The organism is Mucilaginibacter sp., from assembly GCF_041660805.1.
Taxonomy (GTDB): domain Bacteria; phylum Bacteroidota; class Bacteroidia; order Sphingobacteriales; family Sphingobacteriaceae; genus Mucilaginibacter.
The window spans coordinates 17,184-42,608 of sequence record NZ_JBAZVP010000004.1 but is presented as its reverse complement, the minus strand read 5'-3'; the positions used below and the strand labels follow the sequence as shown (position 1 = coordinate 42,608).

25 protein-coding genes are annotated in these 25,425 nt (G+C 41.9%); 13 read left to right on the top strand and 12 right to left on the bottom strand.

The window, feature by feature from the left end; all coding sequences use genetic code 11:
- Positions 1-204: 204 nt before the first annotated feature.
- Both WC743_RS07410 and WC743_RS07405 read right to left on the bottom strand, forming a co-directional pair.
- On the bottom strand, positions 205-1,752 hold the full coding sequence (locus WC743_RS07410; protein WP_373011255.1) for a methylmalonyl-CoA mutase: 1,548 nt from the start codon (positions 1,750-1,752) through the stop codon (positions 205-207).
- On the bottom strand, positions 1,752-2,282 hold the full coding sequence (locus WC743_RS07405; RefSeq protein ID WP_373011254.1) for a hypothetical protein: 531 nt from the start codon (positions 2,280-2,282) through the stop codon (positions 1,752-1,754). The genes WC743_RS07410 and WC743_RS07405 overlap by 1 nt, the downstream gene beginning before the upstream one ends.
- A gap of 90 nt (positions 2,283-2,372) precedes the next feature.
- Here WC743_RS07405 and WC743_RS07400 point away from each other — a divergent pair, with 90 nt between their 5' ends.
- Positions 2,373-2,726: a HesB/IscA family protein gene (locus WC743_RS07400; RefSeq protein ID WP_373011253.1), complete on the top strand. Its 354-nt coding sequence runs from the start codon at positions 2,373-2,375 to the stop codon at positions 2,724-2,726.
- 56 nt (positions 2,727-2,782) lie between these two features.
- Here WC743_RS07400 and WC743_RS07395 read toward each other — a convergent pair whose 3' ends face one another.
- Positions 2,783-3,520, bottom strand: coding sequence for a TlpA family protein disulfide reductase (locus WC743_RS07395; protein ID WP_373011252.1), 738 nt, complete (start codon positions 3,518-3,520; stop codon positions 2,783-2,785).
- A gap of 104 nt (positions 3,521-3,624) precedes the next feature.
- Here WC743_RS07395 and WC743_RS07390 point away from each other — a divergent pair, with 104 nt between their 5' ends.
- The gene (locus tag WC743_RS07390; protein ID WP_373011251.1) at positions 3,625-4,905 is read left to right on the top strand and encodes an ABC transporter permease; all 1,281 of its coding nucleotides are present in this window, start codon (positions 3,625-3,627) and stop codon (positions 4,903-4,905) included.
- Between the two features lie 184 nt (positions 4,906-5,089).
- On the opposite strand, the gene WC743_RS07385 is transcribed toward WC743_RS07390, so the two are convergent.
- From WC743_RS07385 to WC743_RS07365, 5 genes are all read right to left on the bottom strand, one after another.
- Entirely contained in the window at positions 5,090-5,830 is a 741-nt protein-coding gene (locus WC743_RS07385; RefSeq protein WP_373011250.1) for a tyrosine-protein phosphatase, read from the bottom strand.
- A 2-nt stretch (positions 5,831-5,832) separates the two neighbouring features.
- Positions 5,833-6,885, bottom strand: coding sequence for a dTDP-glucose 4,6-dehydratase (rfbB, locus tag WC743_RS07380; protein ID WP_373011565.1), 1,053 nt, complete (start codon positions 6,883-6,885; stop codon positions 5,833-5,835).
- Between the two features lie 13 nt (positions 6,886-6,898).
- Positions 6,899-7,918, bottom strand: a complete 1,020-nt coding sequence (gene galE / locus WC743_RS07375; protein ID WP_373011249.1) for a UDP-glucose 4-epimerase GalE — start codon at positions 7,916-7,918, stop codon at positions 6,899-6,901.
- Between the two features lie 75 nt (positions 7,919-7,993).
- Entirely contained in the window at positions 7,994-8,980 is a 987-nt protein-coding gene (locus tag WC743_RS07370; protein ID WP_373011248.1) for a UDP-glucuronic acid decarboxylase family protein, read from the bottom strand.
- Positions 8,980-10,290 (bottom strand): UDP-glucose/GDP-mannose dehydrogenase family protein, encoded by a 1,311-nt coding sequence (locus WC743_RS07365; protein WP_373011247.1) that lies wholly within the window; start codon positions 10,288-10,290, stop codon positions 8,980-8,982. Before WC743_RS07365 ends, WC743_RS07370 begins: the two co-directional genes overlap by 1 nt.
- 67 nt (positions 10,291-10,357) lie before the next feature.
- Between WC743_RS07365 and WC743_RS07360 the strand changes: the two genes are divergently transcribed.
- The 9 genes from WC743_RS07360 (at position 10,358) to hemH (ending at position 18,615) form a co-directional block, all read left to right on the top strand.
- The gene (locus WC743_RS07360; protein WP_373011246.1) at positions 10,358-11,572 is read left to right on the top strand and encodes a 3-deoxy-D-manno-octulosonic acid transferase; all 1,215 of its coding nucleotides are present in this window, start codon (positions 10,358-10,360) and stop codon (positions 11,570-11,572) included.
- A gap of 91 nt (positions 11,573-11,663) precedes the next feature.
- The gene (locus tag WC743_RS07355) at positions 11,664-12,482 is read left to right on the top strand and encodes an alpha/beta fold hydrolase (protein WP_373011245.1); all 819 of its coding nucleotides are present in this window, start codon (positions 11,664-11,666) and stop codon (positions 12,480-12,482) included.
- Positions 12,479-13,102, top strand: a complete 624-nt coding sequence (locus WC743_RS07350; protein WP_373011244.1) for a lysophospholipid acyltransferase family protein — start codon at positions 12,479-12,481, stop codon at positions 13,100-13,102. The genes WC743_RS07355 and WC743_RS07350 overlap by 4 nt, the downstream gene beginning before the upstream one ends.
- Before the next feature lie 2 nt (positions 13,103-13,104).
- The gene (locus WC743_RS07345; protein ID WP_373011243.1) at positions 13,105-13,731 is read left to right on the top strand and encodes a lysophospholipid acyltransferase family protein; all 627 of its coding nucleotides are present in this window, start codon (positions 13,105-13,107) and stop codon (positions 13,729-13,731) included.
- 93 nt (positions 13,732-13,824) lie between these two features.
- Positions 13,825-14,820 carry a glycosyltransferase family 2 protein gene (locus tag WC743_RS07340; protein ID WP_373011242.1) on the top strand — a complete coding sequence of 332 codons (996 nt, stop codon included), beginning with the start codon at positions 13,825-13,827 and terminating at the stop codon, positions 14,818-14,820.
- Positions 14,799-15,455, top strand: coding sequence for a carotenoid biosynthesis protein (locus tag WC743_RS07335; RefSeq protein ID WP_373011241.1), 657 nt, complete (start codon positions 14,799-14,801; stop codon positions 15,453-15,455). Before WC743_RS07340 ends, WC743_RS07335 begins: the two co-directional genes overlap by 22 nt.
- A 475-nt stretch (positions 15,456-15,930) precedes the next feature.
- Entirely contained in the window at positions 15,931-16,782 is an 852-nt protein-coding gene (locus WC743_RS07330) for a 4-hydroxy-3-methylbut-2-enyl diphosphate reductase (protein ID WP_373011240.1), read from the top strand.
- Positions 16,783-16,810: 28 nt separating this feature from the next.
- Positions 16,811-17,506, top strand: coding sequence for a fatty acid desaturase (locus WC743_RS07325; protein WP_373011238.1), 696 nt, complete (start codon positions 16,811-16,813; stop codon positions 17,504-17,506).
- Between the two features lie 89 nt (positions 17,507-17,595).
- Complete coding sequence (gene hemH, locus WC743_RS07320) at positions 17,596-18,615, top strand: ferrochelatase (protein WP_373011237.1); 1,020 nt, start codon at positions 17,596-17,598, stop codon at positions 18,613-18,615.
- Positions 18,616-18,728: 113 nt separating this feature from the next.
- Here the strand turns inward: hemH and crtD are convergent, their stop codons facing one another.
- From crtD to WC743_RS07300, 4 genes are all read right to left on the bottom strand, one after another.
- Entirely contained in the window at positions 18,729-20,228 is a 1,500-nt protein-coding gene (gene crtD, locus WC743_RS07315) for a 1-hydroxycarotenoid 3,4-desaturase CrtD (protein WP_373011235.1), read from the bottom strand.
- 194 nt (positions 20,229-20,422) lie between these two features.
- A complete protein-coding gene (locus WC743_RS07310; protein ID WP_373011234.1) occupies positions 20,423-20,971 on the bottom strand; it encodes a type 1 glutamine amidotransferase domain-containing protein in 549 nt (182 codons plus the stop codon).
- 82 nt (positions 20,972-21,053) lie between these two features.
- Complete coding sequence (locus tag WC743_RS07305; protein ID WP_373011233.1) at positions 21,054-21,959, bottom strand: LysR substrate-binding domain-containing protein; 906 nt, start codon at positions 21,957-21,959, stop codon at positions 21,054-21,056.
- A 226-nt stretch (positions 21,960-22,185) separates the two neighbouring features.
- Positions 22,186-23,193, bottom strand: a complete 1,008-nt coding sequence (locus WC743_RS07300; RefSeq protein ID WP_373011231.1) for an aspartate-semialdehyde dehydrogenase — start codon at positions 23,191-23,193, stop codon at positions 22,186-22,188.
- Between the two features lie 245 nt (positions 23,194-23,438).
- Between WC743_RS07300 and WC743_RS07295 the strand changes: the two genes are divergently transcribed.
- The gene (locus WC743_RS07295) at positions 23,439-24,389 is read left to right on the top strand and encodes an NAD-dependent epimerase/dehydratase family protein (RefSeq protein WP_373011230.1); all 951 of its coding nucleotides are present in this window, start codon (positions 23,439-23,441) and stop codon (positions 24,387-24,389) included.
- 95 nt (positions 24,390-24,484) lie between these two features.
- A complete protein-coding gene (locus WC743_RS07290; protein ID WP_373011229.1) occupies positions 24,485-25,210 on the top strand; it encodes a YebC/PmpR family DNA-binding transcriptional regulator in 726 nt (241 codons plus the stop codon).
- Positions 25,211-25,425 lie beyond the last annotated feature (215 nt).

Genomic DNA, 25,425 nt, shown 5'->3' with positions numbered 1-25,425 from the left:
TAAGAAATATATTTATAAAAATTACACTTGTTTATTGCGGATATTAAAGTTATTAACATTATATTTCGCATGCAGACTGTGTTTTTATGCACCAGTTGTGCTGTATGGCGCTTTTTAAAGTTTAAACATTGTATCGGCCAAAAATGTGGATTAATTCTCAGTGCAAATTAGGGCGAAAAAATTTAACTGTAGCGATATATGTAGTTAATATTCTCCAAAAATATTCCGGAGCGTATCGGCAATTTCTCCCAGTGTGGCATAGCACTCAACGGAGGTTAAAATGTAAGGCATAAGATTATCATTTCCTCTTGCGGCGATTGCTAAATTTTGCAGCGCCCGGCTTACATCATTGTTGTTTCTTTCTTCCTTTAAACGGACAATTTTATCTATTTGTTGTCTTCTTATAGAATCGTCAACCCTGAAAACATTTTGGGCGACTTCTTCCTGTTGAGTAAAACGGTTAACCCCAACCAATACTTTCTCGCCGCTTTCAATCTCGTTTTGGTATTGGTATGCCGATGCCGCAATTTCCTGTTGTATATAGTCCTGTTCAATGGCTTTAACAGAACCGCCCATGGCATCTATCTTATCTATATATAATTGTGCGGCGGCTTCCAGTTCATCGGTTAAAGCTTCAATAAAATATGATCCTGCCAGCGGGTCAACCGTATCTGTAACCCCGCTTTCAAAAGCGATGATCTGTTGGGTGCGCAGCGCTATTTTTGCCGCGGCCTCAGTAGGCAGGGATAAAGCTTCGTCATAACCATTAGTGTGCAATGATTGTGTGCCACCTAGCACGGCCGCCAGGGCTTGCATGCCCACGCGCACTACATTGTTCATGGGTTGCTGCGCGGTGAGCGTAGAGCCCCCCGTTTGGGTGTGAAAACGCAATTTTTGCGCCCCTGCATCTGTAGCGCCCAGGCTTTTTGTAATATGTGCCCACATCCTTCTTGCCGCCCTGAATTTGGCTATCTCTTCAAAGAAATTATTATGGCAATTAAAGAAAAAAGAGAGGCGTTTAGCAAATATGTTTATGTCAAGCCCTTTATCTAAAGCTGCCTTTAAATAAGTTTTACCATTGGCCAGTGTAAAGGCCAGTTCCTGCACCGCGGTTGAGCCGGCTTCGCGAATATGGTAGCCTGATATAGATATAGTATTCCACTTAGGAACCTCCTTGCTGCAATATTCAAAAACATCGGTAATGAGGCGCATAGAGGGGGCGGGCGGATAAATATAAGTGCCCCTTGCAGCATACTCCTTTAATATATCGTTTTGTATGGTGCCCGAGATCTGTTTAAGATCGGCGCCTTGTTTTTTTGCTAACGCGATGTACATAGCCAGCAATATGGCTGCGGTAGCGTTGATGGTCATGGAGGTGGTAATGTTCTTCAGCTCTATGCCGGCAAACAATATTTCAATATCCTTTAATGAATCTATGGCAACACCAACTTTGCCCACTTCGCCTTCGGCTAATTCATGATCGCTGTCATAACCTATCTGGGTAGGCAGGTCAAAAGCGACTGAAAGCCCCATTGTGCCCTGGCTTAGTAAATAATGGTATCGTTTGTTTGATTCTTCGGCAGTTGAAAAACCGGCGTACTGGCGCATGGTCCACGGCTTGCCGCGGTACATATCTTTTTGGATCCCCCGGGTATAAGGGAACTCGCCCGGCAATTCATTCATGCCGGATGGTTCGGTATAAACTTCTTTAACCTCGATGCCCGAAGTAGTGGTGAACTTTTTATCAGCCATTAAAACAGGTCCTCCAGGTCTTTCCTTATCAGGTTAGTAGCAATATCATAAGGGTTATCTTCCAAACGGCTCAAATGGTTCAGGATAATCTTACCCAGGTCAAGCCCGGTTGCAGTTTCAGGCAATGCCTTAACCGCATTATTCACAACGCTCAGGGTATCTTCTTTAACCCGTTTTGTTACTGCCCAGGCGCGGTCGCTCACATAAATTTGCTGTGTTACGTTATGCTGGTATTCATTACGGACCTCGGCAACAATTATACTGTGCAGTTCGGCAGCGGTATATCCGTTACCATTAAGGCGGATCAATAAATTGGCCGGGTTTATTCTATCGGTAAATAATACCAGCCGTTCATAGGCCTGCAGGCGCAATGGCAGGGTTTGGCTGTTTATAGCCTTTTTAAGATCAAGCAGTTGCAGGCTGTTTGATTTATCCAGGTAGGGTTTAAACAGGTAAAATGCGATATATACTACGCCCATACCGGCAATAGTATATTTTAAAATATCTATCAGTAAGTTGTAAAGTATCATTTCCTAAATGTTAGGCAGAGGTCATAAATAATAAGGCAGCTGCAAAAATCCGCATTTTACCTTATATTTGTATAGTTAATTAAAAATAAGATGAGCGCTACTGTTGAAACCTTAACTGCACCGGTTACCTTTACTGAAGGTGCTGTAAAAGAACTTTTTAAATTAAGAGACCAGCAAGAACTGACCGACGATTTTGGCCTGCGTATAGGCGTTGAAGGTGGTGGTTGCTCGGGCATGAGCTATGTTTTGGGCTTTGACCAGAAGAAAGACGGCGACCAGGAGTTTATAATAGATGGTTTGGTTGTTTATATGCACAAAGCACATGGCATGTATTTAGCAGGTATGCAAATAGATTTCCAAAACGGGCTAAATGCACGCGGCTTCACCTTTAACAATCCTAACGCTGCCAGCACCTGCGGTTGCGGAACTTCGTTCTCGGTATAAAATAATTTATATGGATATTTGAAAAGGCTTGCTTCGGCAGGCCTTTTTTGTTGGGTTTAATTTGCAGCTAAACTTTCTTCAATTGTTTTTTTGATCCAGTAAGGGGTATTCATGGTTAAGCCGGATGAGTTAAACTTCACAGCACCGGTTTTATCAAGCACTACATTGGTAGGGAAAAGGTTTACGCCATATCTATCAGCATATTTACTACCTATGGGTACCAGATGGTAATTATATGGTGAAGTTTTAATAAACTTTTTAATGTCGGCTTTATCATCAAGTGCTATAGCAATAAATACCACATCGGGGTTTGAGGCATATTTAGCTACCAGTTCATTCAGTTCGGGAATCTCTTTACGGCAGGGCGGACAATTAATAAACCAAAAATTCAATACAACTACTTTACCTTCCAGCGCTTTCAAATCGAATTTATTATTATCAATATCCCAGGCTTTAAATGTTTCTATTTTTTGCCCGTTGGTGAAAAAGCCGCTTTCGTTAGGCGGTGTCATACGGCTAAGCATCCCCTCTCTTTGTTCCGTAGTTAATCTAACCAACTTAAAAGTGGAATTTGTATCCTGCGGATTCTCTGTTTTTAATACGTAATTAGCCGATGAGAGCATTTTTTGCCACTCTGAATATGGTAGTACCCTCCCTGCAGAATCTTTTACAATACTGCGTTCATCTATTTTACGTGCACGAGTGGTGGTTTCGCGGCGGTTAACAACTGATTGTGCGTTACTCAAAACAACAAAACCAATGGATGTTATAAACAGTAGTAGGAATTTTTTCACGATTTGCCCGGTTAGTTAAGCTGAAATTAGTGTTTGTTTTTTATCTGTACAAATCAACCGCGTTATTTGCAGATATTAATGAACATAGGCTGTAACAAACTGCTATGCTTCATAGTCATACCGTTAAGTTTTTTTATATTTATGGCATGCCGGTAAAAACAACCTATAAAGAGAATATCGCTATAGCACTGCAATCTATAGGCGGTAACAGATTACGCACATCCCTTACCGCATTAATTATTGCTATAGGTATTATGGCACTGGTAGGTATATTAACCGCTATTGAAGGCATAAGGCAATACACTAATGATGCATTTGCCGGCCTGGGTGCAAATTCATTTACTATTCAAAACCGGGGTTCGGGCATTAGCTTTGGCAGGGGCGGTCATCGTAAAATATATCCTGCTATAAGCTACCAGGAGGCCGAGCGTTTTAAAAATACATTTAAACTTCCGGTGCGTACCAGCATAAACCTTACCGTTACAGGTACAGCAATTGCAAAATTTAATAGTATAAAAACCAATCCTAACATACAGGTAATAGGCAGTAACGAAAATTATTTGGCTATAAAAGGCCATAAAATAGCTTTTGGGCGTAATTTTTCAGCATCGGAGTTAGAGCATGGATCAAACGTGGTTATTATTGGGGATGAGTTGAAACAAAAGCTTTTTAAGAATGATGACCCAATAAATAAATCGATATTGTTGGGGAGCAATAAGTTCAGAATAATTGGTGTTTTGGTATCAAAAGGCAGCAATAGCTTTGGCGGAGACAAGTTTTGTATTATACCGGTGCAAAAGGCCAGGCAGCTTGCATCATCATCCAAACCATCATTTACTGTTACCTTACAGGTTGATAACCCCGGCGCGCTGGATGCCAGCATTGGCGAAACCACATCGTTATTCAGAAACATACGCGGCTTGCGCATTGGCCAGCCTGATAATTTTGAGATTTTTAGGAGTGATTCTATACAAGAAGAGCTATCTGGCCAATTGGCCGGTATAACCATAGCCGGTTTTGCAATTGGTATTATTACCTTGCTTGGCGCCGCTATTGGTTTAATGAATATTATGCTGGTATCGGTAACCGAGCGTACCCGTGAGATCGGTTTACGTAAAGCTATAGGTGCAACACCATCAGTAATACGTAAGCAGTTTTTAATTGAAGCAATTGTAATATGCCTTATAGGCGGTTTTGGCGGGATTGTTTTGGGTATGGCGGTTGGTAACTTAATTGCCGTACAAATAAGCGGGACATTTGTAGTGCCATGGGTATGGCTGTTTGCCGCGGTAGGCTTGTGTACACTAATAGGCCTTTCGTCAGGTTTTTATCCGGCTAAAAAAGCATCCAAACTTGACCCGGTTGAAGCCTTAAGATACGAGTAAGGGGCGAGAGGCAGGATATTGAGAGTCAAAAAACAAGAGTCAGGAATCAAGACCGTAAGAGACAAGACAAAAGAAATACAACACAATATGCATAAGCAAAAGGCCCGATCAATTATCGGGCCTTTTGTATTAAATGCTATTCGTCCTGACTCCTGAGTCCTGAATTCCTGCCTCTCTTAAACTTTTACTTAAGCAGTATGTTTTTCAACGGGTAATCAAACATTAGCTTATGCAAATAAGGGAATGTGAGGGCATCTTCTAATGCCTGGGCATGGCGCGGGTGGTGCATATCACTCGATATAAAGTCTATCATTTGATTATCTACCAGTTCCTCGGCCAAAACTTTTGTGGCTTTGCCGTAATATCCTGTTAATGATATGGTGTTTAACTGCAGGTTGCATCCCATCATACGGATCCGCCTTAATTGGTCAACATCCATATAGTTATACCTTTCGGGGTGTGCAAGGATAGGCTTGTAACCCATATCCAGCATTTTTTGTATTATTTGAATAAGGTTTGGCGGCTGGCTTATAAAAGAGATCTCAAAAAGCACGTAGTTACCACCCATAGTAAGCACAAGGCGGTCATCGATACGTTTTTCAAAGCTTTCATCAAAATAGTGCTCGGCGGCGGCGCTAATATCTATATCAATATTCTGGTTCTTTAATTCTTCTTTAAGAATGGCAAGCGCATTGCCTATGCTTTCATGATCATTACGATAATAATCAATCATAACATGCGGGGTGGCAATAATTTTTTTAATGCCCAGCTCCATCATCCTTTTGATCAGGAAAATAGATTCTTCGGGCGTTTGGGCTCCATCATCAATCCCTGGCAAAACATGCGAGTGCATATCAACCATTACGGAACTGTAGTTAAAGTCTACCGTCTTTCTAACTTCCTTTTTCTTAAAAAATCCAAACATTATTAACGATTATTATACTGCTCATTGTAATATTCCTGGTAATGACCTGATGTTACATCTTTCAGCCATTTTTCGTTTTCAAGGTACCAGTCTACAGTTTTTTCAAGTCCTTCTTCAAAAGTAATTGATGGCTCCCAGCCTAATTCATTTTTTAGTTTGGTAGCATCAATAGCATAACGCAGGTCATGGCCTGCGCGGTCAGTAACATAAGTTATCAGTTTTGCCGATTCACCTTCGGCACGGTTAAGCTTTTTATCTAAAATACTGCAAAGCAATTTTATCAGATCAATATTTTTCCACTCGTTATGGCCGCCAATATTATAAGTAGTACCTGAAGCTGCCTTGTGGAATATTACATCAATGGCCCTCGCGTGGTCTTCAACCCATAACCAGTCGCGAACGTTTTCGCCTTTGCCATAAACAGGTACAGCTTTTAACTGCTGAATGTTGTGTATAGCAAGCGGGATCAGTTTTTCGGGAAAGTGGAATGAGCCGTAATTATTAGAGCAATTTGATATTACCGTGTTTAAACCGTAGGTATCATAATACGCCCTAACAAAATGGTCTGAACTTGCTTTTGATGCCGAGTAAGGTGAATGCGGATCATAGGCGGTCTCTTCGGTAAACATATCAGTATCGCCTAAAGTACCATAAACCTCATCTGTTGATACATGGTAAAACCTTTTTTGATCATACTGGCCTTTCCAAAGGTTTTTAGCGGCATTTAATAAGTTAACTGTACCTACCACATTGGTCATTACAAACTCTAAAGGGTTAGTAATGGAGCGGTCAACATGTGATTCTGCAGCCAAATGTATAACTGCATCAGGCTGTTCTTCGTCAAAAAGATTGTTTATAAATTCAAGGTCAACAATATCACCTTTTATAAACCTGTAGTTAGGTTCATTCTCAATATCCTGCAGGTTAGCCAGGTTACCGGCATAAGTTAGTTTATCCAGGTTGATGATAGTATAATCCGGATAGTTCTTTACAAAGCGGCGTACCACGTGTGAGCCAATAAAGCCGGCCCCTCCTGTAATGATTATTTTTTTTATCATATCAATACGCTTACAACGGGTTTTGGGTAATATAGTTTTCCCAATCCCAGGCCGAAGACATCATCGTACTCAGATCAAGCTCGGCTTTCCAGTTTAATTTTTGGGTTGATTTGGTTACATCGCCCCAAACCTGTTCAACGTCGCCCTCGCGCGGAGGGGCTATTTCATATTTTAATTTAATACCTGTTGCTTCTTCAAAGGCTTTTATTACCTCTAATACCGAACTGCCTTTACCGGTGCCGATATTAAAAAAGTCAATCCCCTTAAAGTCTTCTTTCTCCATTAATTTTAATGCGGCAACATGGGCGCGGCCTAAATCTACTACGTGTATATAATCACGTATGCAACTGCCATCAGGTGTATTGTAATTACCACCCCACACCATAAGCTTTTCGCGTTTGCCAATAGCGGTTTGCGTAATAAAAGGCACCAGGTTTTGAGGTACACCTAAAGGTAACTCGCCAATTAGTGCTGATTCATGCGCACCAACCGGGTTAAAATAACGTAACGATATTATTTTGTTGTTACTGCCAGAGGCAATTACATCTGTTAATATCTCTTCTGCTACCTGTTTGGTATTACCATATGGCGAATGTGCCGGTTTTACAGGCGCATCTTCGGTAACAGGCAATTTATCGGGCTGGCCATAAACCGTACAGCTTGATGAAAATACAAGGTTGATACCCTTTCCTTCATAAGCACTAAGAACGTTTATCAGCGAGAAAAAGTTATTCTTATAATATTTTAAAGGCAGTTTTACTGATTCGCCTACAGCTTTAGAGGCGGCAAAATGAATAATGCCCTTAATATCGGGCTCTTTAGCTACAAATTCTTTTACAGCCTGCTCATTGCAAAGGTTAAGCTGGTAAAAAGCGGGCTTGTAACCTATGATCTTAGTAAGCTGATCTAATATCTTAATATCTGAATTAGAAAGATCATCAATAATTATAGGATCATAGCCGGCATTTACCAGTTCAACAACGGTGTGTGAGCCTATAAAACCTAAACCGCCTGTAACTAAAATTTTCATTGCTGTTTATTAAATGGAATAATATATCTAATAAAGAATGCAACAGGTAATTTGTTGCATTCTTATAAAATATTGCTAGTGTTTGTTGTAGTAAGTGAAATCCTTATGCTGGATCTCTGTTTCAGGCAACGATTTAAAATACTCGTAGGTGATCTTTAATCCTTCGCTTCTTGATACCTTTGGCTCCCAGCCTAAAATAGCTTTTGCCTTTGTAATATCAGGGCGGCGTTGTTTAGGATCATCAGTAGGTAATGGCAGGCTAATCAATTTCTGATCAGTACCGGTCAGCTTTATGATCTCTTCGCCAAACTCACGAATGGTGATCTCATCAGGGTTGCCAATGTTCATTGGTTGCGCGTAATCGCTATGCAAAAGGCGATAAATACCTTCTATCAAATCATCTACATAACAAAAAGCACGGGTTTGTGAACCGTCACCAAACATGGTTAAAGGTTCGCCGCGTAATGCCTGGCCAATAAATGCAGGCAAAACACGCCCATCGTTAAGGCGCATCCTTGGGCCGTAAGTATTAAAGATCCTTACAATACGGGTTTCTAAACCATGGAAAGTGTGGTAAGCCATTGTTATAGACTCCTGAAAACGCTTAGCCTCGTCATATACACCACGCGGGCCAACGGTGTTCACATTGCCCCAATATTCTTCGGGCTGCGGGTTAACTGTTGGGTCGCCATATATTTCAGATGTTGATGCAATAAGCATCCTGGCTTTTTTATTGCGTGCTAAACCTAGCAGGTTATGCGTACCTAATGAACCAACCTTTAAGGTTTGGATAGGGATCTTCAGATAATCAATTGGGCTTGCAGGCGATGCAAAGTGAAGGATATAATCCAACTCACCGGGCACATACACAAACTTGGAAACATCGTGGTTATAAAACTCAAAATTTTCCAGTTTAAATAAGTGCTCAATGTTACGCAGGTCACCGGTTATCAAATTATCCATAGCGATAACATGATAATCTTCTTTAATAAACCTGTCGCATAAATGCGAGCCTAAAAAGCCGGCTGCCCCGGTTATTAAAATACGTTTACGATTTGCCATTAGCTAATTATCTTTCTTCCTATACTGTTATAATAATATCCCAGGTCAACCATTTTTTGCAGGTCGTATAAGTTACGTCCGTCAAAAATTACTTTATTTTTAAGCAGGCTTGATACCTGGTCAAAATCAGGTGTTCTAAACAATGACCACTCCGTTACAATAAGTAATGCATCAGCGCCATCTAATACTTCGTAGGGGTTTGTACCGTAAGTAATTTTGTCGCCTATAATTGCTTTTACATTATTCATACCTTCAGGGTCAAACACACTGATGGTAGCACCTTCTTTTAACAATTCGTCTATAATATACAAAGCAGGTGCTTCGCGGATATCATCAGTTTCTGGTTTAAAGGCCAGTCCCCACATGGCAAAATTTTTGCCTTTAAGATCGTTATTGTAATATTTTTTAAGTTTCTGAACCAAAACTTTTTTCTGGATCTCGTTAACTTCCATTACAGAGTTAAGGATCTTGAAATCGTATTTATTTTCTTCGGCAGATTTAGCCAAAGCCTGTACATCTTTAGGGAAGCAGCTACCACCGTAGCCAATACCCGAGAACAGGAAGCGGTTACCTATGCGGTTATCTGCACCAATACCGCGGCGTACCATATCAACATCAGCACCTACCAGTTCGCACAGGTTAGCTACCTCGTTCATGAATGATATTTTAGTAGCAAGGAAAGAGTTGGCTGCATATTTTGTTAATTCAGATGAGCGCTCATCCATAAAAATAACCGGGTTACCCTGGCGTACATATGGTGCATAAAGTTCGGCCATTAATTTGCGGGCCCGTTCATCTAAAGTACCAACAACAACACGGTCTGGCTTCATAAAATCTTCAACTGCCACACCTTCGCGTAAAAACTCAGGGTTTGATACCACTGCGCATTCAATATTGGTATTTGCTTTAATAACAGCGGTAACTTTATCTGCCGTACCAACCGGAACAGTTGATTTAGTTACAATAACTTTATAGTCGGTAACTAACTTGGCTATGTCTTTAGCAGCGCCTAAAACGTAGCTCAGATCTGCCGAGCCGTCACCACCCGGAGGGGTTGGCAATGCTAAAAATATAATTTGTGCATCAGCAATAGCCGAGGCTAAATTATTTGTGAACAATAATCTTTTCTGATCAATGTTTCGATGAAAAAGTAATTCAAGCCCCGGCTCATATATCGGGAGCTTTCCTTCTTGCATCATTTTTACTTTTTGCTCGTTAATATCAACGCAAGTAACCTGGTTACCAGTCTCTGCTAAACATGTGCCTGTTACCAAGCCAACATAACCCGTTCCAACAACAGCTATTTTCATAAATACTTTTTATTGTTTAATGTTATTACTTTTATGCCCGACGAAGATAATAATTACAAATTTAAAAATGCTCCTACTATACAACATTGGCATATTAATATATTATAAATTATTATACATAGCTGCCTTGTTTAATAATAAAGCTAAATTGTGGATAAACGGGCGCAAAAATCAGCAGGTACAGCCATTAATATCAAGCATTTGGTTTCATTTTGCATCCCTTGGCGAGTTTGAGCAGGGGCGCCCCGTTTTAGAAAAGATCAGACTTTTATATCCGGATAATAAAATTGTGTTAACATTTTTTTCACCTTCAGGTTACGAGGTCAGAAAAAACACGCCATTGGCCGATGCTGTATATTATTTACCGCTTGATACCGCCCGCAATGCCCGTGAGTTTATCAAAACAATAAACCCGGTCATGGCCATTTTTACCAAGTACGAATATTGGTATCATTTTTTTGATGAATTGCATCAGCAGCATGTACCGCTTTATATAATATCGGCCATTTTTAGGCCCGGGCAAGTGTTTTTTAAATGGCACGGCGGTTTACACCGCAAAATGCTAAAGCTGGTTACCTGGTTTTTTGTGCAAGACATCCCTTCAAAACATTTATTGCATGACAGGGGCATTACTAATGTAACCATAAGCGGCGATACCCGGTTTGACAGGGTATGGGCAAATGCGCTGCAGCCTAAGCCTATACCGGAGGTGGAAAGGTTTAAGAACGGGCAAAAACTATTTATTGCCGGCAGCACCTGGCCCGCCGATGAGAAACTTATAGCATCATTAATAGCCCTGCACCCCGATTGGAAATTTATTATTGCACCTCATGAAATAGGTGAGGATAGGATAAATGGATTGATTAACCTTTTGCCGGAGCAAACAACTATCACGCATTCCGAAATCTCCTATCTCACACCTTACACCTCAAATCTTATCATTGATAATATTGGCATGCTATCGTCACTATATCAATATGCAGATGTCGTTTACATTGGCGGTGGTTTTGGCGCGGGGATCCATAACATATTGGAAGCAGCGGCTTTTGGTGCACCGGTAATATTTGGCCCTAATTATGAACGCTTTAAAGAAGCCCGCGACCTGGTTGAGTTAAATGCTGGTTTTAGCATTAATAACCAGGAAGAATTATTAAGTACCGCTGGCAGCTTAATGAGTGATGAGCAGTTTCGCCACGGATGCGCGGCCATAGCTAAAAAATATGTAGAAGAGCATATCGGTGCTTCTGATACCATTTTGGATTATATAAAAGCCAAGCATTAATACGTTTAAAACCAACCTTTTATTGGTATACGCCGTGGTTAAATCATAAATGTATCCCAATTAATAGACTAATTTCTTAATATTGCCAGCTATGGGTTTTCTGGATATCCCCGGGTTGGGTAAGGCGCATTATCATGAGTACGGCAGCGGCAAAAAGCCCTTGCTGGCATTTCATGGTTACGGTATGACGGGCAGGCAGTTTCATGTGCTGGAGCGATCCATATTGCAGGAGTTTCATGTTTATGGCTTTGATCATTTTTTTCATGGAGAAAGCCAGTTAACCGGGTGGACGGAGAAGCAAATTGTTGAAGGTATGCCCAAAGCTATGGTTGCCGCCTATGTCGAAGAATGGTTTAAAGTTCATGGCAGGCAGCGTTTCTCTGTAATGGGGTATTCCATTGGTGCCAACATAGCCCTTATATTGGTTGAACTTTTTGCTGATATGATTGATGAGGTGATACTGATGGCACCGGATGGCTTATCGGTATATAAAGGCTTTAATTTTTTAACCCACAAACCGGTTGGCCGCTATTTTTTCAGGCGGGCAACTAAAAGTAAGTGGTTGGCTCCTGCATTGCTAAAAAATCTCAAAAAAGTCCGTTTTATTGATGATAGCCTGTTCCAGATAGCCTATAATGAAATTGATACCGAACAAAAACGCCAGGATGTTTATTATACCTTAAACCTCATCCGTTTGTTAAAACCCGATACTACCAAAATTGCCGAACTAATAAACCGGCATAAAATTAAATGCCGTTTAATATTTGGTAAAGCCGATAGCCTGTTCTCCAGATCTGCTGCACAACCGTTCATTAGTTTGCTGCATGCGCCCGAGGTACATGAAGTAGCATTGGGCCATTGGCTGGTTATAAAAGAATTGGATGAGTATTTAGTAAATTTACAGCAATGATACCCGCCCGCAGAGTAGCCCTTTTTAGTAACTGGTTTGCCATATATATGCGTTACCGTATGCGTAAGGCATTTAAACTGTTGCAGGTAATGCCCTTTACACCAAAACCGGGCCACTCAATTTTACTGCTGTGCAATCACTTTAGCTGGTGGGATGGCCTATGGGGGAATTACCTCGCTTACTGGCACCTTGATCGGAAATTATATATTATGATGCAGGAAGACCACCTGCAAAAACGGATGCTGCTTAACCTGTTTGGCGGCTTTTCTATCAACCGCAATTCGCGCGAAATGATCAAATCCCTGCAATATGCCGCGGGTTTGTTAGATAACCCGGAGAACCTGGTAGTCGTTTTTCCGCAGGGCGAACTTATATCAAACCATACTACTGAGATTAAGGTGGAGAAAGGCATTGAACGGTTAATTAAAAACATAAAGGGCCCCTGCCAAATAGTTTATAGCTGCGCCCTTATAGATTATTTTGAAAGCTTAAAGCCATCGGTATATTTCCATCTGTTTGATTGTGGTATAGCAGGCGAGGTGAATTTTGAAGAGCTGACCGAAAAGATCAATGCTTTTCATAAGCAGGCGTTAATTGACCAGGTAAACGTGGCGCATTAAGTATGTTGTATCCAAAGAAAAACCCGGTTGCAAAATGGATCTTTAAAGTTTATGTAAAGTGGCTTGTTGGCAACGAGTTTCATCAGTTTATTTACAACACCATAGCGGTTGATAAGAGCAGATCGGTATTGCTTATTGCAAACCACTTTAGTTTTTGGGACGGCCTCATTTTATTTTGCCTCAACGATAAATTGTTTAAAAAGAAGTTTCATGTAATGATATTACAGGATACTGCAAAAAAGATAGGTTCGTTACGGTATGGGGGTGCATTCTCAGTAAATAAAGGATCAAGAAGTATGCTGGAATCATTAGATTATGCAGCGCAATTATTGAATGACCCCGGCAACCTGGTTTTAATGTTTCCGCAGGGCAGGTTGTTTCCAAATTTTGTTAACCGGGTAAAATTTGAAAAAGGCATCATAAAACTCATTGAAAAAGCTAAAAATAACTACCAGATAATTTTTGCTGCAACATTTATTCAATACGTTAGGCACAAAAAGCCATCTGTTACCGTTTACTTAAAGAGTGAAGATGAAAGCTATGCCGGCAAAACTATAGATGACCTGCAAAATAGCTATCAGCAACATTACGGGAATTCAAAGCAGCAGCAAACCGAAATTGAAATATAAGTGATTATAGCCCTTTTAATAACCTTTATTTTTTTAATACTGCGCTTTACGGTTACACTGTTCAATTTTTTGTCGAACCCTAAATTGCAGAGGGTGAGTAAGCCTTATCATGACAAAGTATCGATACTGATCCCTGCGCGAGACGAAGCAGAAGATATTCTTACTTTACTGCAATCTATTCATCAGCAGGATTATCAAAATTATGAGGTGATCATTTTAGATGATAACTCTGCCGACGGCACCCTTGCTGTTTGCGAAGCATTTGCTGCGGAGCACCCCAAATTTAAAGTGCTGAAAGGAAAACCGCTGCCTGCAGATTGGCTGGGTAAAAATTATGCCTGCTATCAACTGGCCCAACTGGCAAGCGGTAAGCTTTATTTGTTTTTAGATGCCGATGAAAAGGTGTGCAACGGATTGATCAATAGCGCCATCCATAGAATGTACTTAAGACGGCTGAGCTTACTGAGCCTGTTTACAAACCAGGAAATGCAAACCACCGGCGAGAAAGTAGTGGTGCCATTAATGCATTATATATTGCTTAATCTGTTGCCTATTAGGTTGGTTTATTTAATTAAAAGCGCGGCCGTTGCAGCAGCAAGCGGTCAGTTTATGCTGTTTGATGCAGAACAATACAAAGAATACCAATGGCACCGGCTGGCAAAAAATAAAGTGGTTGAAGATGTAGAGATAATGAAGCTGGTGAAAGCAGCCAAACAAAACGGGGAAGCATTATTAGCGAACGGTATGATAAGCTGCCGCATGTATAAGGGATATAACCAGGCAATAAACGGTTTTGGTAAGAACTTTTTGGCTGCTTTTAATTATAACATATTTGGTTTTATGATATACCTGATACTAATTATTGGCGGCCCCATCCTTGTTATTATGACCATGAATTTGAATTTTATTTTTATGATGATAGGGCTCATCGTTCTTACCCGTATCATGATATCTTTATCGGCAGGGCAAAGCGCCTCGCGAAATATTATATTACATCCCTGGCAAATGCTAAGCCTGTTACTCATTGGCATTACATCAATACAACAGCACTTCACTAAAACCACCGTATGGAAAGGCCGAAAGATATAAGCATTGATCCGCCTGTGGCCATTGTAATTATAATACTATTTCATTTGGTGGGCCTTACCGGGTTTGCTGTGCCTTCACTAAGGCCATTATTTGTTCAAATTGTGCCCTGGCACCTTTTGCTGATGCTGATAGTAATTATTTTAGGTCACCAAAAATTTAGCAATAAATTCATGCTTTTTATGCTGATCATATTCCTTTCCGGCTTTGGCCTGGAGTGGCTTGGCGTGCATAAATATTGGTTGTTTGGTGATTATAACTACGGCAAAACCCTTGGGCTAAAACTGTTTGATATTCCCTTAATGATTGGCATAAACTGGTTCCTGCTCATATACGCCACAGGGGTAACCATGCAGCGGAGCAGACTTAAAAGCGCTTTTTTCAGAGTAATAACGGGTGCCTTGATATTAGTAGCGCTGGATATTTTGATAGAGCCCGTTGCCATTGAGTTTGATTACTGGCATTGGGACAATAACATTATTCCCCTGAAAAACTACATCTGCTGGTTTTTTGTAAGCGCTGCAATGCTGTACGTATTTGAGCTGTTTAGTTTTAAAAAGCAAAGCATTGCCGCCCCGACATTACTTGCAACGGAGTTTGTATTTTTTGGTGGGCTGAATTTGGTGGTGTTATTGTAGAAATAACAATGCTTTTTTACTCAAATGATGATGTTATTTCTTGCGTTAGGGAGAGAAGCGGATACCGGCCATGTGGCTAATGCCCAATGTCATTATTTAAGGGATCTCTACCCCAGAGGGGTTAAAGCTTTGTAGACTAAAATCGAAATTATCTAATCCGTGCCATAGGTACGGAACCTTTGCGTTGCGTACCTACGGCACGCTAAAAGCGCAATTTATATTTCCTACAAAGCTTTTACTCCTAACGGAGTATTTTGCCTATCCTTAAATAATGACATTGGAATAAGGCCTGTGCAGTATAAGCGGATAGCCCGGGCCGCAGGCAACGCCCTTATTGGACAAAGAATAAAGAGATAAAAGATGCTATTACAGGTACACCGAAACTCTCCTCCATTCGTCTTTATAATTTCAAATTTTAATCTTTCAATCTTAACCTTTTTCCTTTCAGCTTTTTAATGCGTATTTTTGTAACACAATGGGCGATTTAAATTTACAAGTAACTATTGATCAGGATTCGGGCTTTTGCTTTGGGGTGGTTTACGCCATTGATATGGCCGAAGAGATACTGGCTGAGGATGGATATTTGTATTGCCTTGGCGATATTGTACATAATGATGAAGAGGTTGATCGTTTAAAAGCACAAGGCCTCCGCATAATTGAACACGCCGAACTGGCAAACCTGCATAATGAAAAAGTACTGATCCGTGCTCACGGCGAAGCACCGGAAACCTATAAGATTGCCTTAGAGAATAATATTACACTGATTGATGCCTCTTGCCCGGTGGTTTTAAAACTGCAAAACCGTATTAAAACCTCCTATGATGCCAACGAGAAGATCTTAATATTTGGTAAACACGGCCATGCCGAAGTAATTGGTTTAGAAGGCCAAACGAACGGTGACGCCCTTGTTTTTCAGGATATTGCAGAACTGGACAATGCCGACCTGCCTGCCAGCTTTACGCTTTATACGCAAACTACCAAGAGTATGGAAAAGTTTTACAGTATTAAAGAAGAGCTGCTATCTCGCGGGTACGAAGTGAAAGCTAATGATACCATATGTCGCCAGGTATCAAATCGTGATAAGGACCTGCCTGCTTTCGTGACCAAATTTAATAAGATCGTTTTTGTATCGGGCCGTAAATCATCAAACGGAAAGGTTTTATACGAGGTATGCCGCAAACATAACCCCGACACATATTTCATTTCGGCTACCAGTGAGCTGGACAGCTCCATGTTTGCCCCCGGCGATAAAATAGGTATTGCAGGCGCTACTTCAACCCCAATGTGGCTGATGCAACAAGTAAAAGCCAAGCTGGAAACCTATTAACAGCACGCTATTTGCTGTATAAAATTGCTTGAAAAAAATACCTTCATATACCGGTTTATTTATTGCCCTGCTGGTTATTGGCAGTTGGGTAGCCTCAACCGTTTTGCTGATGCAATGGCAGGTTAATTTTTCAAATCCGCTGCTTTACGTGTTTATTTTAGTGCAAATGCATTTGTACACCGGCTTGTTCATTACTGCACATGATGCTATGCACGGTACCGTAGCGCCCAATAAAAACATTAACAACCTTATTGGTTTTATTTGCACTTTTTTGTACGCATCATTTTGGTATCCAAAGCTTTATACCAAGCATCACCAACACCATAATCATGTACATACCGCTGATGACCCCGATTATCACGATGGATCATTTATTAGGTGGTACATTCAATTCATCCGTAATTACCTGTCCATCTGGCAAATTGTGGTTATGGCGGCATTATTTAATGTTTTCAAGATCTGGATCCCGCAGCCCAACTTAATCTTGTTTTGGGTGGTGCCCTCGTTGCTAAGCACATTGCAGTTATTTTACTTCGGTACTTACCTGCCGCACAAAGGCGAGCATGATAACAAACACCAATCCCGCAGCTTACCGCGAAACCATTTTTTAGCTTTTTTTAGCTGTTATTTTTTCGGTTACCACTACGAACACCATGATGCACCCTGGGTGCCCTGGTGGAAATTATGGGCAACCCCCCAGCCCCCTGAAGGGGGAGCCAAATAAGCATAACGAATGGTATCATCATTTTGCAATAATGACGAGCGTCACAATTGGTTAGGGCGTTTTTTATTACATTTGCACCTCTTATAATTATGGCAAAAAAGGGAGTTTTACTGGTAAACTTAGGTACGCCGGATAGTCCGTCGACAGCGGATGTACGTAAATATTTGGATGAATTTTTAATGGATCCCAGGGTTATTGATGTTAACCCGGTATTGCGCACATTTTTGGTGAAAACCATTATTGTACCTTTCAGGGCGCCAAAATCGGCTAAGCTTTACCGGGCCATTTGGGATGATACAACGGGCTCGCCCTTAATGTATTATAGCATTTTACAACAGAAGGCCTTACAGCAGCGCCTTGGCGATGGTTATATGGTTGAACTGGCTATGCGCTACCAAAGCCCATCTATTGAATCGGCATTAAAGAAATTAAAAGATGCCCTGGTGAGCGAAATACAGGTAATTGCCCTGTTCCCGCAATATGCCTCTGCAAGTACAGGTTCGGTGCATGAAAAGGTAATGACCCTGGTTAAGGAATGGCAAACTGTACCCAATATTACTTTTACTAACTCATTTCACAACAATGAGTTAATGATTGAAACGTTTGCAGATAATGCTGCTAAATATCAGCCGGAGACTTATGACCATATCCTGTTCAGCTTTCACGGCCTGCCACAACGCCAGCTAAAAAAATGCGACCATACACACAGCTATTGCCTGCAGGTTGATGGCTGTTGTAACACCCTGAACGATACTAACAAATTTTGTTACTCGGCACAATCACATGATACGGCGCGCCTGATTGCCGCCAAAATGGGCCTGGCGAGAGAGAATTACACTGTTTGCTTCCAATCCCGCCTGGGCAACGACCCATGGGTACAGCCTTATACTAGCGAAATAATAGCCCAAATGGCCAAAGAAGGTAAAAAACGACTATTGGTATTTTGCCCGGCTTTTGTGGCCGACTGCCTGGAAACCGTTTACGAAGTTACCACCGAATATGGCGACGAATTTAAAGCCTTAGGCGGCGAACATGTTCAATTAGTGGAGAGTTTAAACGACTCGCCAAAATGGATTGAGGCTTTGGAGAAAATGGTTAGAGAAAGCTAAAAAGATACCGAAATAAGTGACTTTTTCTGGTAAATTTTTAGTGAAAATTAGAGATTTTTAGAGGAGATTGGAGCGTTAACGTCAGCTCAACTGACAAGGCGCCGTACCGGTTCCTATTTTTCTGCGAAAAATGGGGGCGGGGTTGGGGTAAGGTCGGCGACTATTTTTGCCGATAATAAACACAACGGAATCCCACCTCCCGGATGTACACTGCCTCCGCAAAAATACAAACCCTCAACTTTTGATGATCTGTTGGCATGCCTTAAAAAAGCGGCGAACTGGTTGTTGGAACTGGTGCCGTAAATAGACCCTTTATAAGATGAGGTTTTAGTTTCAATGCTTCGCGGATCAAGGATGGTTTCGCAGGCAATTAGCGGGGTAATGTCCCCTCCTAAAATCCCGGAAAGTTTTTGCTGAATGTTCTTGCGGGCACCGGCAATTAGCTTATCCCAATCCTGCCCGTTGTTGGCAGGTACATTTATCATCACAAACCAATTTTCGCAACCGGCAGGGGCATCGTCCTGTTTGTATTTGGAGCTGATATTTATATAAACGGTTGGGTCGTGGTAAATACCGTGCTGTTGCCAGATATGATCGAACTCGGATTTATAATCTGCGCTAAAAAATATATTGTGCAGATCAAGCTGATGGAAATTCTTTTTTATTCCCCAATAAAATATTAATGCCGAACTGCTGCGTTCCTGGCCCAAGGTTTTCTGCGGGTGCAGTTGCGGGTGATTTTTTAGTAATTTCTTATATGTGAACCAGATATCCATATTGGGAATTACAATATCAGCTGCTATGAGTTCAGCTTTTGTCTTTATTCCCTTCACCTTTATTCCTTCTAAAACTATTTCATCTACGTTGGTATTGTAGTGGAATTTTACGCCCAGCTCTTCGGCAAGTTTTACAAGTGATTGCGTAACGCTGTACATCCCACCCTTGGGAAAGTAGGCGCCAAAATGATGCTCCAGATGTGGTATCACATTTAAGGTTGCAGGTGCCTGGTACGGGTTTGAACCGTTATAGGTAGCATAGCGGTCAAAAAGTTGCACCACCCGCTTATCTTTAAAGCTTTTGCTGTTGGCCTTGTGCATGGTTCGGAAGGGGTCTATCTGCGGAAACCTGAAGATAGACCTCAGTGTATCCCACCGCATATAGGTTTGCAGGCGATGCAGCGAGCGTTCTAAAAAAACATGATTGGTAATACTGTATATATCCCTGCTGTTGGCCAGGTAGTTTACAACTGATGCAGCCGGTTCGCCGGTTTGTGTATTAATTTCTTCGGCAAACTTTTTGGTATCGGCATAAGCATTCAGTTTTGTGCCATCGGGATAAAAGTATTTGCAAACCACATCCAGCTTTTGGTATTTAAAATAATTTGCCGGGATTTTACCTGCCAGCGTAAAAAGCTCATCAATGTATTGTGGCATAGTAAGCAGGCTTGGCCCGGCATCAAAGCGGTAGCCGTTCAGTTCAATTTCAGACAGTTTACCACCGGGGTAGCTGTTAGCTTCAAATACCTCAACCGAATAACCCTTCACCGCCAAACGGATAGCCGCAGCGATCCCCGCGATTCCCGCGCCAATAATTACAGCTTTTTGTTGAGGCATGGGGGTAAAGATAAAAAGCAGAACCGGTTTTCGGTTCTGCTTTTTATCTAATTAGTTGCTACAGTCGCTCGGCTCATGCCGAGTGACGACTATTCAACGGCCTCTGGCCGGCGAGATCATTAATTAGCTGCGGCCGGAGGCCTTATAATACAGGTCACTCGGCAGGAGCCGAGCGACGGCGTAAGATTATATCATTACGCATGCACACCCTCGCCAATTTCCTCAATTACTTTACGGTTAAAGGCGTCAAGGTCTGCAGGGGTACGGCTTGTTACCAGGCCGTTATCAACAACTACTTCCTGGTTTACCCAATTGGCACCGGCATTTTTTAAATCGGTTTGTAATGATGGATAAGATGTTAAAGTCCGGCTGTTTATCATGCCGGTCTCAATTAGCATTTGCGGCCCATGACAAATAGCGCCCACGGGTTTGCCTTCATCTAAAAATGCAGATACAAATGCAACCGCGTCCTTATTTTGGCGAAGCTTATCGGGGTTGAGTACGCCACCCGGTAATACCAAGGCATCATAATCATCCGGACTAACATCACTTAGTTGTTTATCCACATCAATTTCAATACCCCAGTCGGTGTGGTCCCATGCTTTTATTTTGCCGCTCTTGGGCGATATTACATGTACTGTTGCACCCGAAGCTTCTAATGCTTCTTTAGGGCTGGTTAATTCTACCTGCTCAAATCCTTCTTCGGTTAGTATTGCTACCTTCTTATTACTTAAATTAGCCATAACAATTGTTTTTATAGTTAATATAATTACAAATGAAATATGGGGTAGTTTTAGAAAATTGAAATTGCTTACATTAAAATGATCATTTAACAGGTACTACGTGCTGTAAGGCATAGCTCACAAAATTCCCGGTTAAACCATAATCTTCAGTTCCTTTTCTGCGGATAAAAAAGAAATCGCGGGTTATTGTTAAGCCTTCTATGGGTACTTCTACCAGATCGCCTTCGGCCAGTTCGCGTACAATGGAAGGGCGCGGCATAAAGCCCAGGCATTGATCGGCCAGCAGGAAGTTTTTTAGGGCCTCGGTACCGCCTAAGCGGATTTTAACTGCCAGGTCTGCCGGCTTTATATTTAATGCGGATAAAGCTTTTAACAGTGCGGTTAATGTGCCCGACCCACGCTCGCGCACAGCCAATGGGGTTTTAACAAACTGTTTCAGCGTTAATGACTTACCAGCCAGCGGACTTTTAGCCGAGCATACCGGTATCACTTCGTCGCTCATAAAAGGTTTGTAGCTCACGGTGGTTAGCTTGCTGTCGGCTTCAATAATACCCAGGTCAACCTCGTGGTTAAGCAGGGCGTTCAAAATATATTCGGAGTTGCGGTTAACCAGTTGCACGCCCACGCTGGCATACTCCCGCTGAAAACCGGAGAGGATTGAGGGCAAAATATATAGCGCGATAGTGGTACTGGCGCCCAGGCGCAAATGCCCGGCCGCGTTTGATGCATTGCTTAAAATGGATAGGTCATAATCTATCTTCCGCTCAATTTCGGTCGCCTGTAAAAGATATTCGTTGAGCTTAACGCCCGCTTCGGTGAGTAAAATACTGTTGCCCTTGCGTTCAAACAAAGCTACCTTGTATTGGTCTTCTAAGGCTTTTACATGCTTGCTAATGGCAGGCTGGGTTACAAACAGCACCTGCGCCGCCTTTGAAAAACTCAGGTTAGCGGCAACTTCCATAAAAACACGGTGAGCGAAAGAGATCATAGTAGTTTAAAAAAGTAAAGACAATCTAAAAGATTGTCTTTACAAATATATCACATTAAGATGTCATTGCGAGGAGCGTAGCGACGTGGCAATCTCGTCGCTTGTATTAAGTGTTAATGCATTGGCTACGAGATTATTACTGATTTTGATTTCTCTTTATGGAATTAATGAGCTCCCTACGGTCGGTTGTCCACGCTATCGCTCGTAATGACACTGGTTTTGTTTACTACGCCTCTACAGCTTGCCCAATTAAATGATTAGCCAGCAAATATTCTGCAATCTGTACCGCATTGGTTGCCGCGCCTTTACGCAGGTTATCGGCTACAATCCAGCAGTTAAGGGTTTTGTCCTGGCTTTCATCACGGCGGATACGGCCTACAAATACTTCGTCCTTATCATGCGCATCAAGTGGCATAGGGTATTTTAAGTTAGCAACATCATCAACCACAACAATACCCGGCGAATTAGCTAATAGCTCCCTTACTTCGGCAATGTCAAAATCGTGCAAAAACTCAATATTTACAGATTCCGAGTGGCCGCCAATAACCGGGATCCGTACAGTGGTTGCCGTAACACGGATACTGTCATCGCCCATTATCTTATTGGTTTCTTTAACCATTTTCATTTCCTCCTTGGTGTAACCGTTTTCGGTAAATACGTCAATATGAGGCAAAACGTTCAGGTCAATGGCATATGGGTATGCTTTTGGCCCGTCAATGCCCTTACGCTCGTTGTAAAGCTGGTCTACCGCCTTTACGCCAGTACCTGTTACCGATTGATAGGTTGATACTACAACGCGTTTAATTTTATATTTATCGTGCAATGGTTTTAAAGCCACTACCATTTGTATGGTTGAGCAATTTGGATTGGCAATGATCTTGTCATCGGCGGTAAGCACATCAGCATTTACTTCGGGCACTATCAATTTCTTGGTAGGGTCCATACGCCAGGCCGATGAATTATCAATTACCGTTGTACCGGCTTCGGCAAACAGGGGGGCCTGCTCTAAAGAAGCGCTGCCACCGGCAGAGAACAAGGCAACATCTGGTTTTTGTTTAATCGCATCCTCAACAGAAACCACCTTATACTGCTTACCCTTATAAGTAATTTCTTTACCAATACTTTTTGCGGAAGCTACGGGGATCAATTCTGTAACGGGGAAGTTGCGTTCTGCGAGAACCTGCAACATTTTAGTGCCTACCAAACCTGTGGCACCAACAACTGCGACTTTCATTTTATGATTAATTTTATGTTAATAAACTTCAAATATGCAATTTTTTTGCGAAATGACTACCAATTTAGTATGCAAAATTTACCTAAACCTGAATTTTTTTAATTTTCGTAATTTTAAGAATCGGCTGACTTGCTGAATTATTGTTGATATAAAATTCAGTAAATTCTTTAATTCTGTCAATTCAGGTTCAGACAAAATTCGGGTTCAGACAAAAAAATTTACCTTTGTAGCCAAACTGTGATTGCATGAGCGAAAAGATTTTAGTGATTGGTGCTAATGGCCAAATTGGTACAGAATTGGTAACTGCTTTAAGAGAAATAAACGGAATAGAAAACGTAATAGCATCTGACATTAATAACCCCAACTACGCTTTGCGTAACAGCGGTCCCTTTGAGTTTGCTAACGTATTAGATAAAGATAATTTACATCATTTATTTGATAAATACCGCCCTACACAGGTGTACCTGCTTGCAGCCATATTATCTGCCGTAGGCGAACAAAAACCTAAAATGGCCTGGGACCTCAACATGACCGGCCTGATACATGTACTTGATTTTGCGGTAGAGTTTAAAACCGCCAAAGTGTTCTGGCCGAGCTCAATAGCCGTATTTGGCCCGCATTCGCCGCAATATAATACACCACAGTATTGCGTAATGGACCCTAACACGGTTTACGGTTTCAGCAAGCTGGCCGGCGAACGCTGGTGCGAGTACTACCATGCAAAATATGGGGTAGATGTACGCAGCATCCGTTATCCGGGCTTAATTGGCTGGCGCGCCTCACCTGGTGGCGGCACTACAGATTATGCCGTGCATATATTTCATGAGGCGTTAAAGAATGGTAAGTATGAAAGTTTTCTTTCTGCGGATACAGCCTTGCCAATGATGTATATGGACGATGCCATCCGTGCTACAATTAGTTTGATGGATGCACCGGCAGAGAATTTAACTATCCGGTCCAGCTATAATTTGGCAGGCATTAGCTTTACGCCAACACAACTGGCAGAGCAGATAAAACAAACCCTGCCCGATTTTGAAATAAGCTACGCAGATAACGACCCGCGGCAGGCCATTGCCGATAGCTGGCCAAAATCAATTGATGATAGCCGGGCACAACAGGACTGGGGCTGGAAACTGGAATATGATTTGCCTGCAATGACAAATGATATGCTAAGTAATTTAAAAAACGTAATTTAGAACCCCCTAACCCCCTGAAGGGGGAACAATTGGGTTAATGTATAACAATATAAAAATCAATTCCCGGCTCCCCCTTTAGGGGGCTGGGGGCTACTATGGGAAGAGCATTTGAATTCCGTAAAGAAAGAAAATTTAAGCGCTGGGCTAAAATGGCCGTGCAGTTTACCCGTTTAGGTAAAGAAATTGTAATGGCGGTAAAAGCCGGGGGTGGCGATCCAAACTCAAATTCGCGCCTGCGTACGGCTATCCAAAACTCTAAGGCGGTAAACATGCCTAAAGACAGGGTAGAGGCGGCTATAAAAAGAGCGACCAGCAGGGATGAAAAAGATTACGAAGAACTGGTTTATGAAGGGTACGCGCAGCATGGCGTAGCTATATTGGTAGAAACTGCTACAGACAACATTAACCGTACGGTTGCTAACGTGCGCAGCTATTTTACAAAGTATGGCGGTACTTTAGGTAAAACCGGATCGTTAGACTTTATATTTACCCGTAAATCGGTTTTTACATTTGACCCGGGCGACCGCGATCTGGAAGAGCTGGAATTTGAATTGATAGATGCCGGACTGGAAGACCTTTTTGTGGAGGCCGACGAGGAAGGAAACGATGTTGCTGTTTTACATACTGCCTTTGAAGATTTTGGCAAGATGCAAAAGGCACTGGAAGAAATTGGTATAGAAACCAAATCTGCCAAGCTGGAGCGTGTAGCACAGTCATTTGTTACAGTAACTGAAGAAGAAGCTGTTGATGTACTGAAAGTTATTGACCGTTTAGAGGAAGATGACGACGTACAGGCAGTTTATCATAATATGGCGGAGTAATTTGATTTCGGATTTGTTATGCTGAGTTATAAATCCGATGCCTCTGAAGGAGAAATGGCATTTGCCGGGGTCATCCTGAGCTTGTCGAAGGACGTGTGCAAAGGCCCGCCCGCAATGCTTCGACAAGCTCAGCAGGACCCATATAACTAAATATGTCATTGCGAGGAGCGTAGCGACGCGGCAATCTCGTCGCTGTTGCATAAAAGCTTAGCATG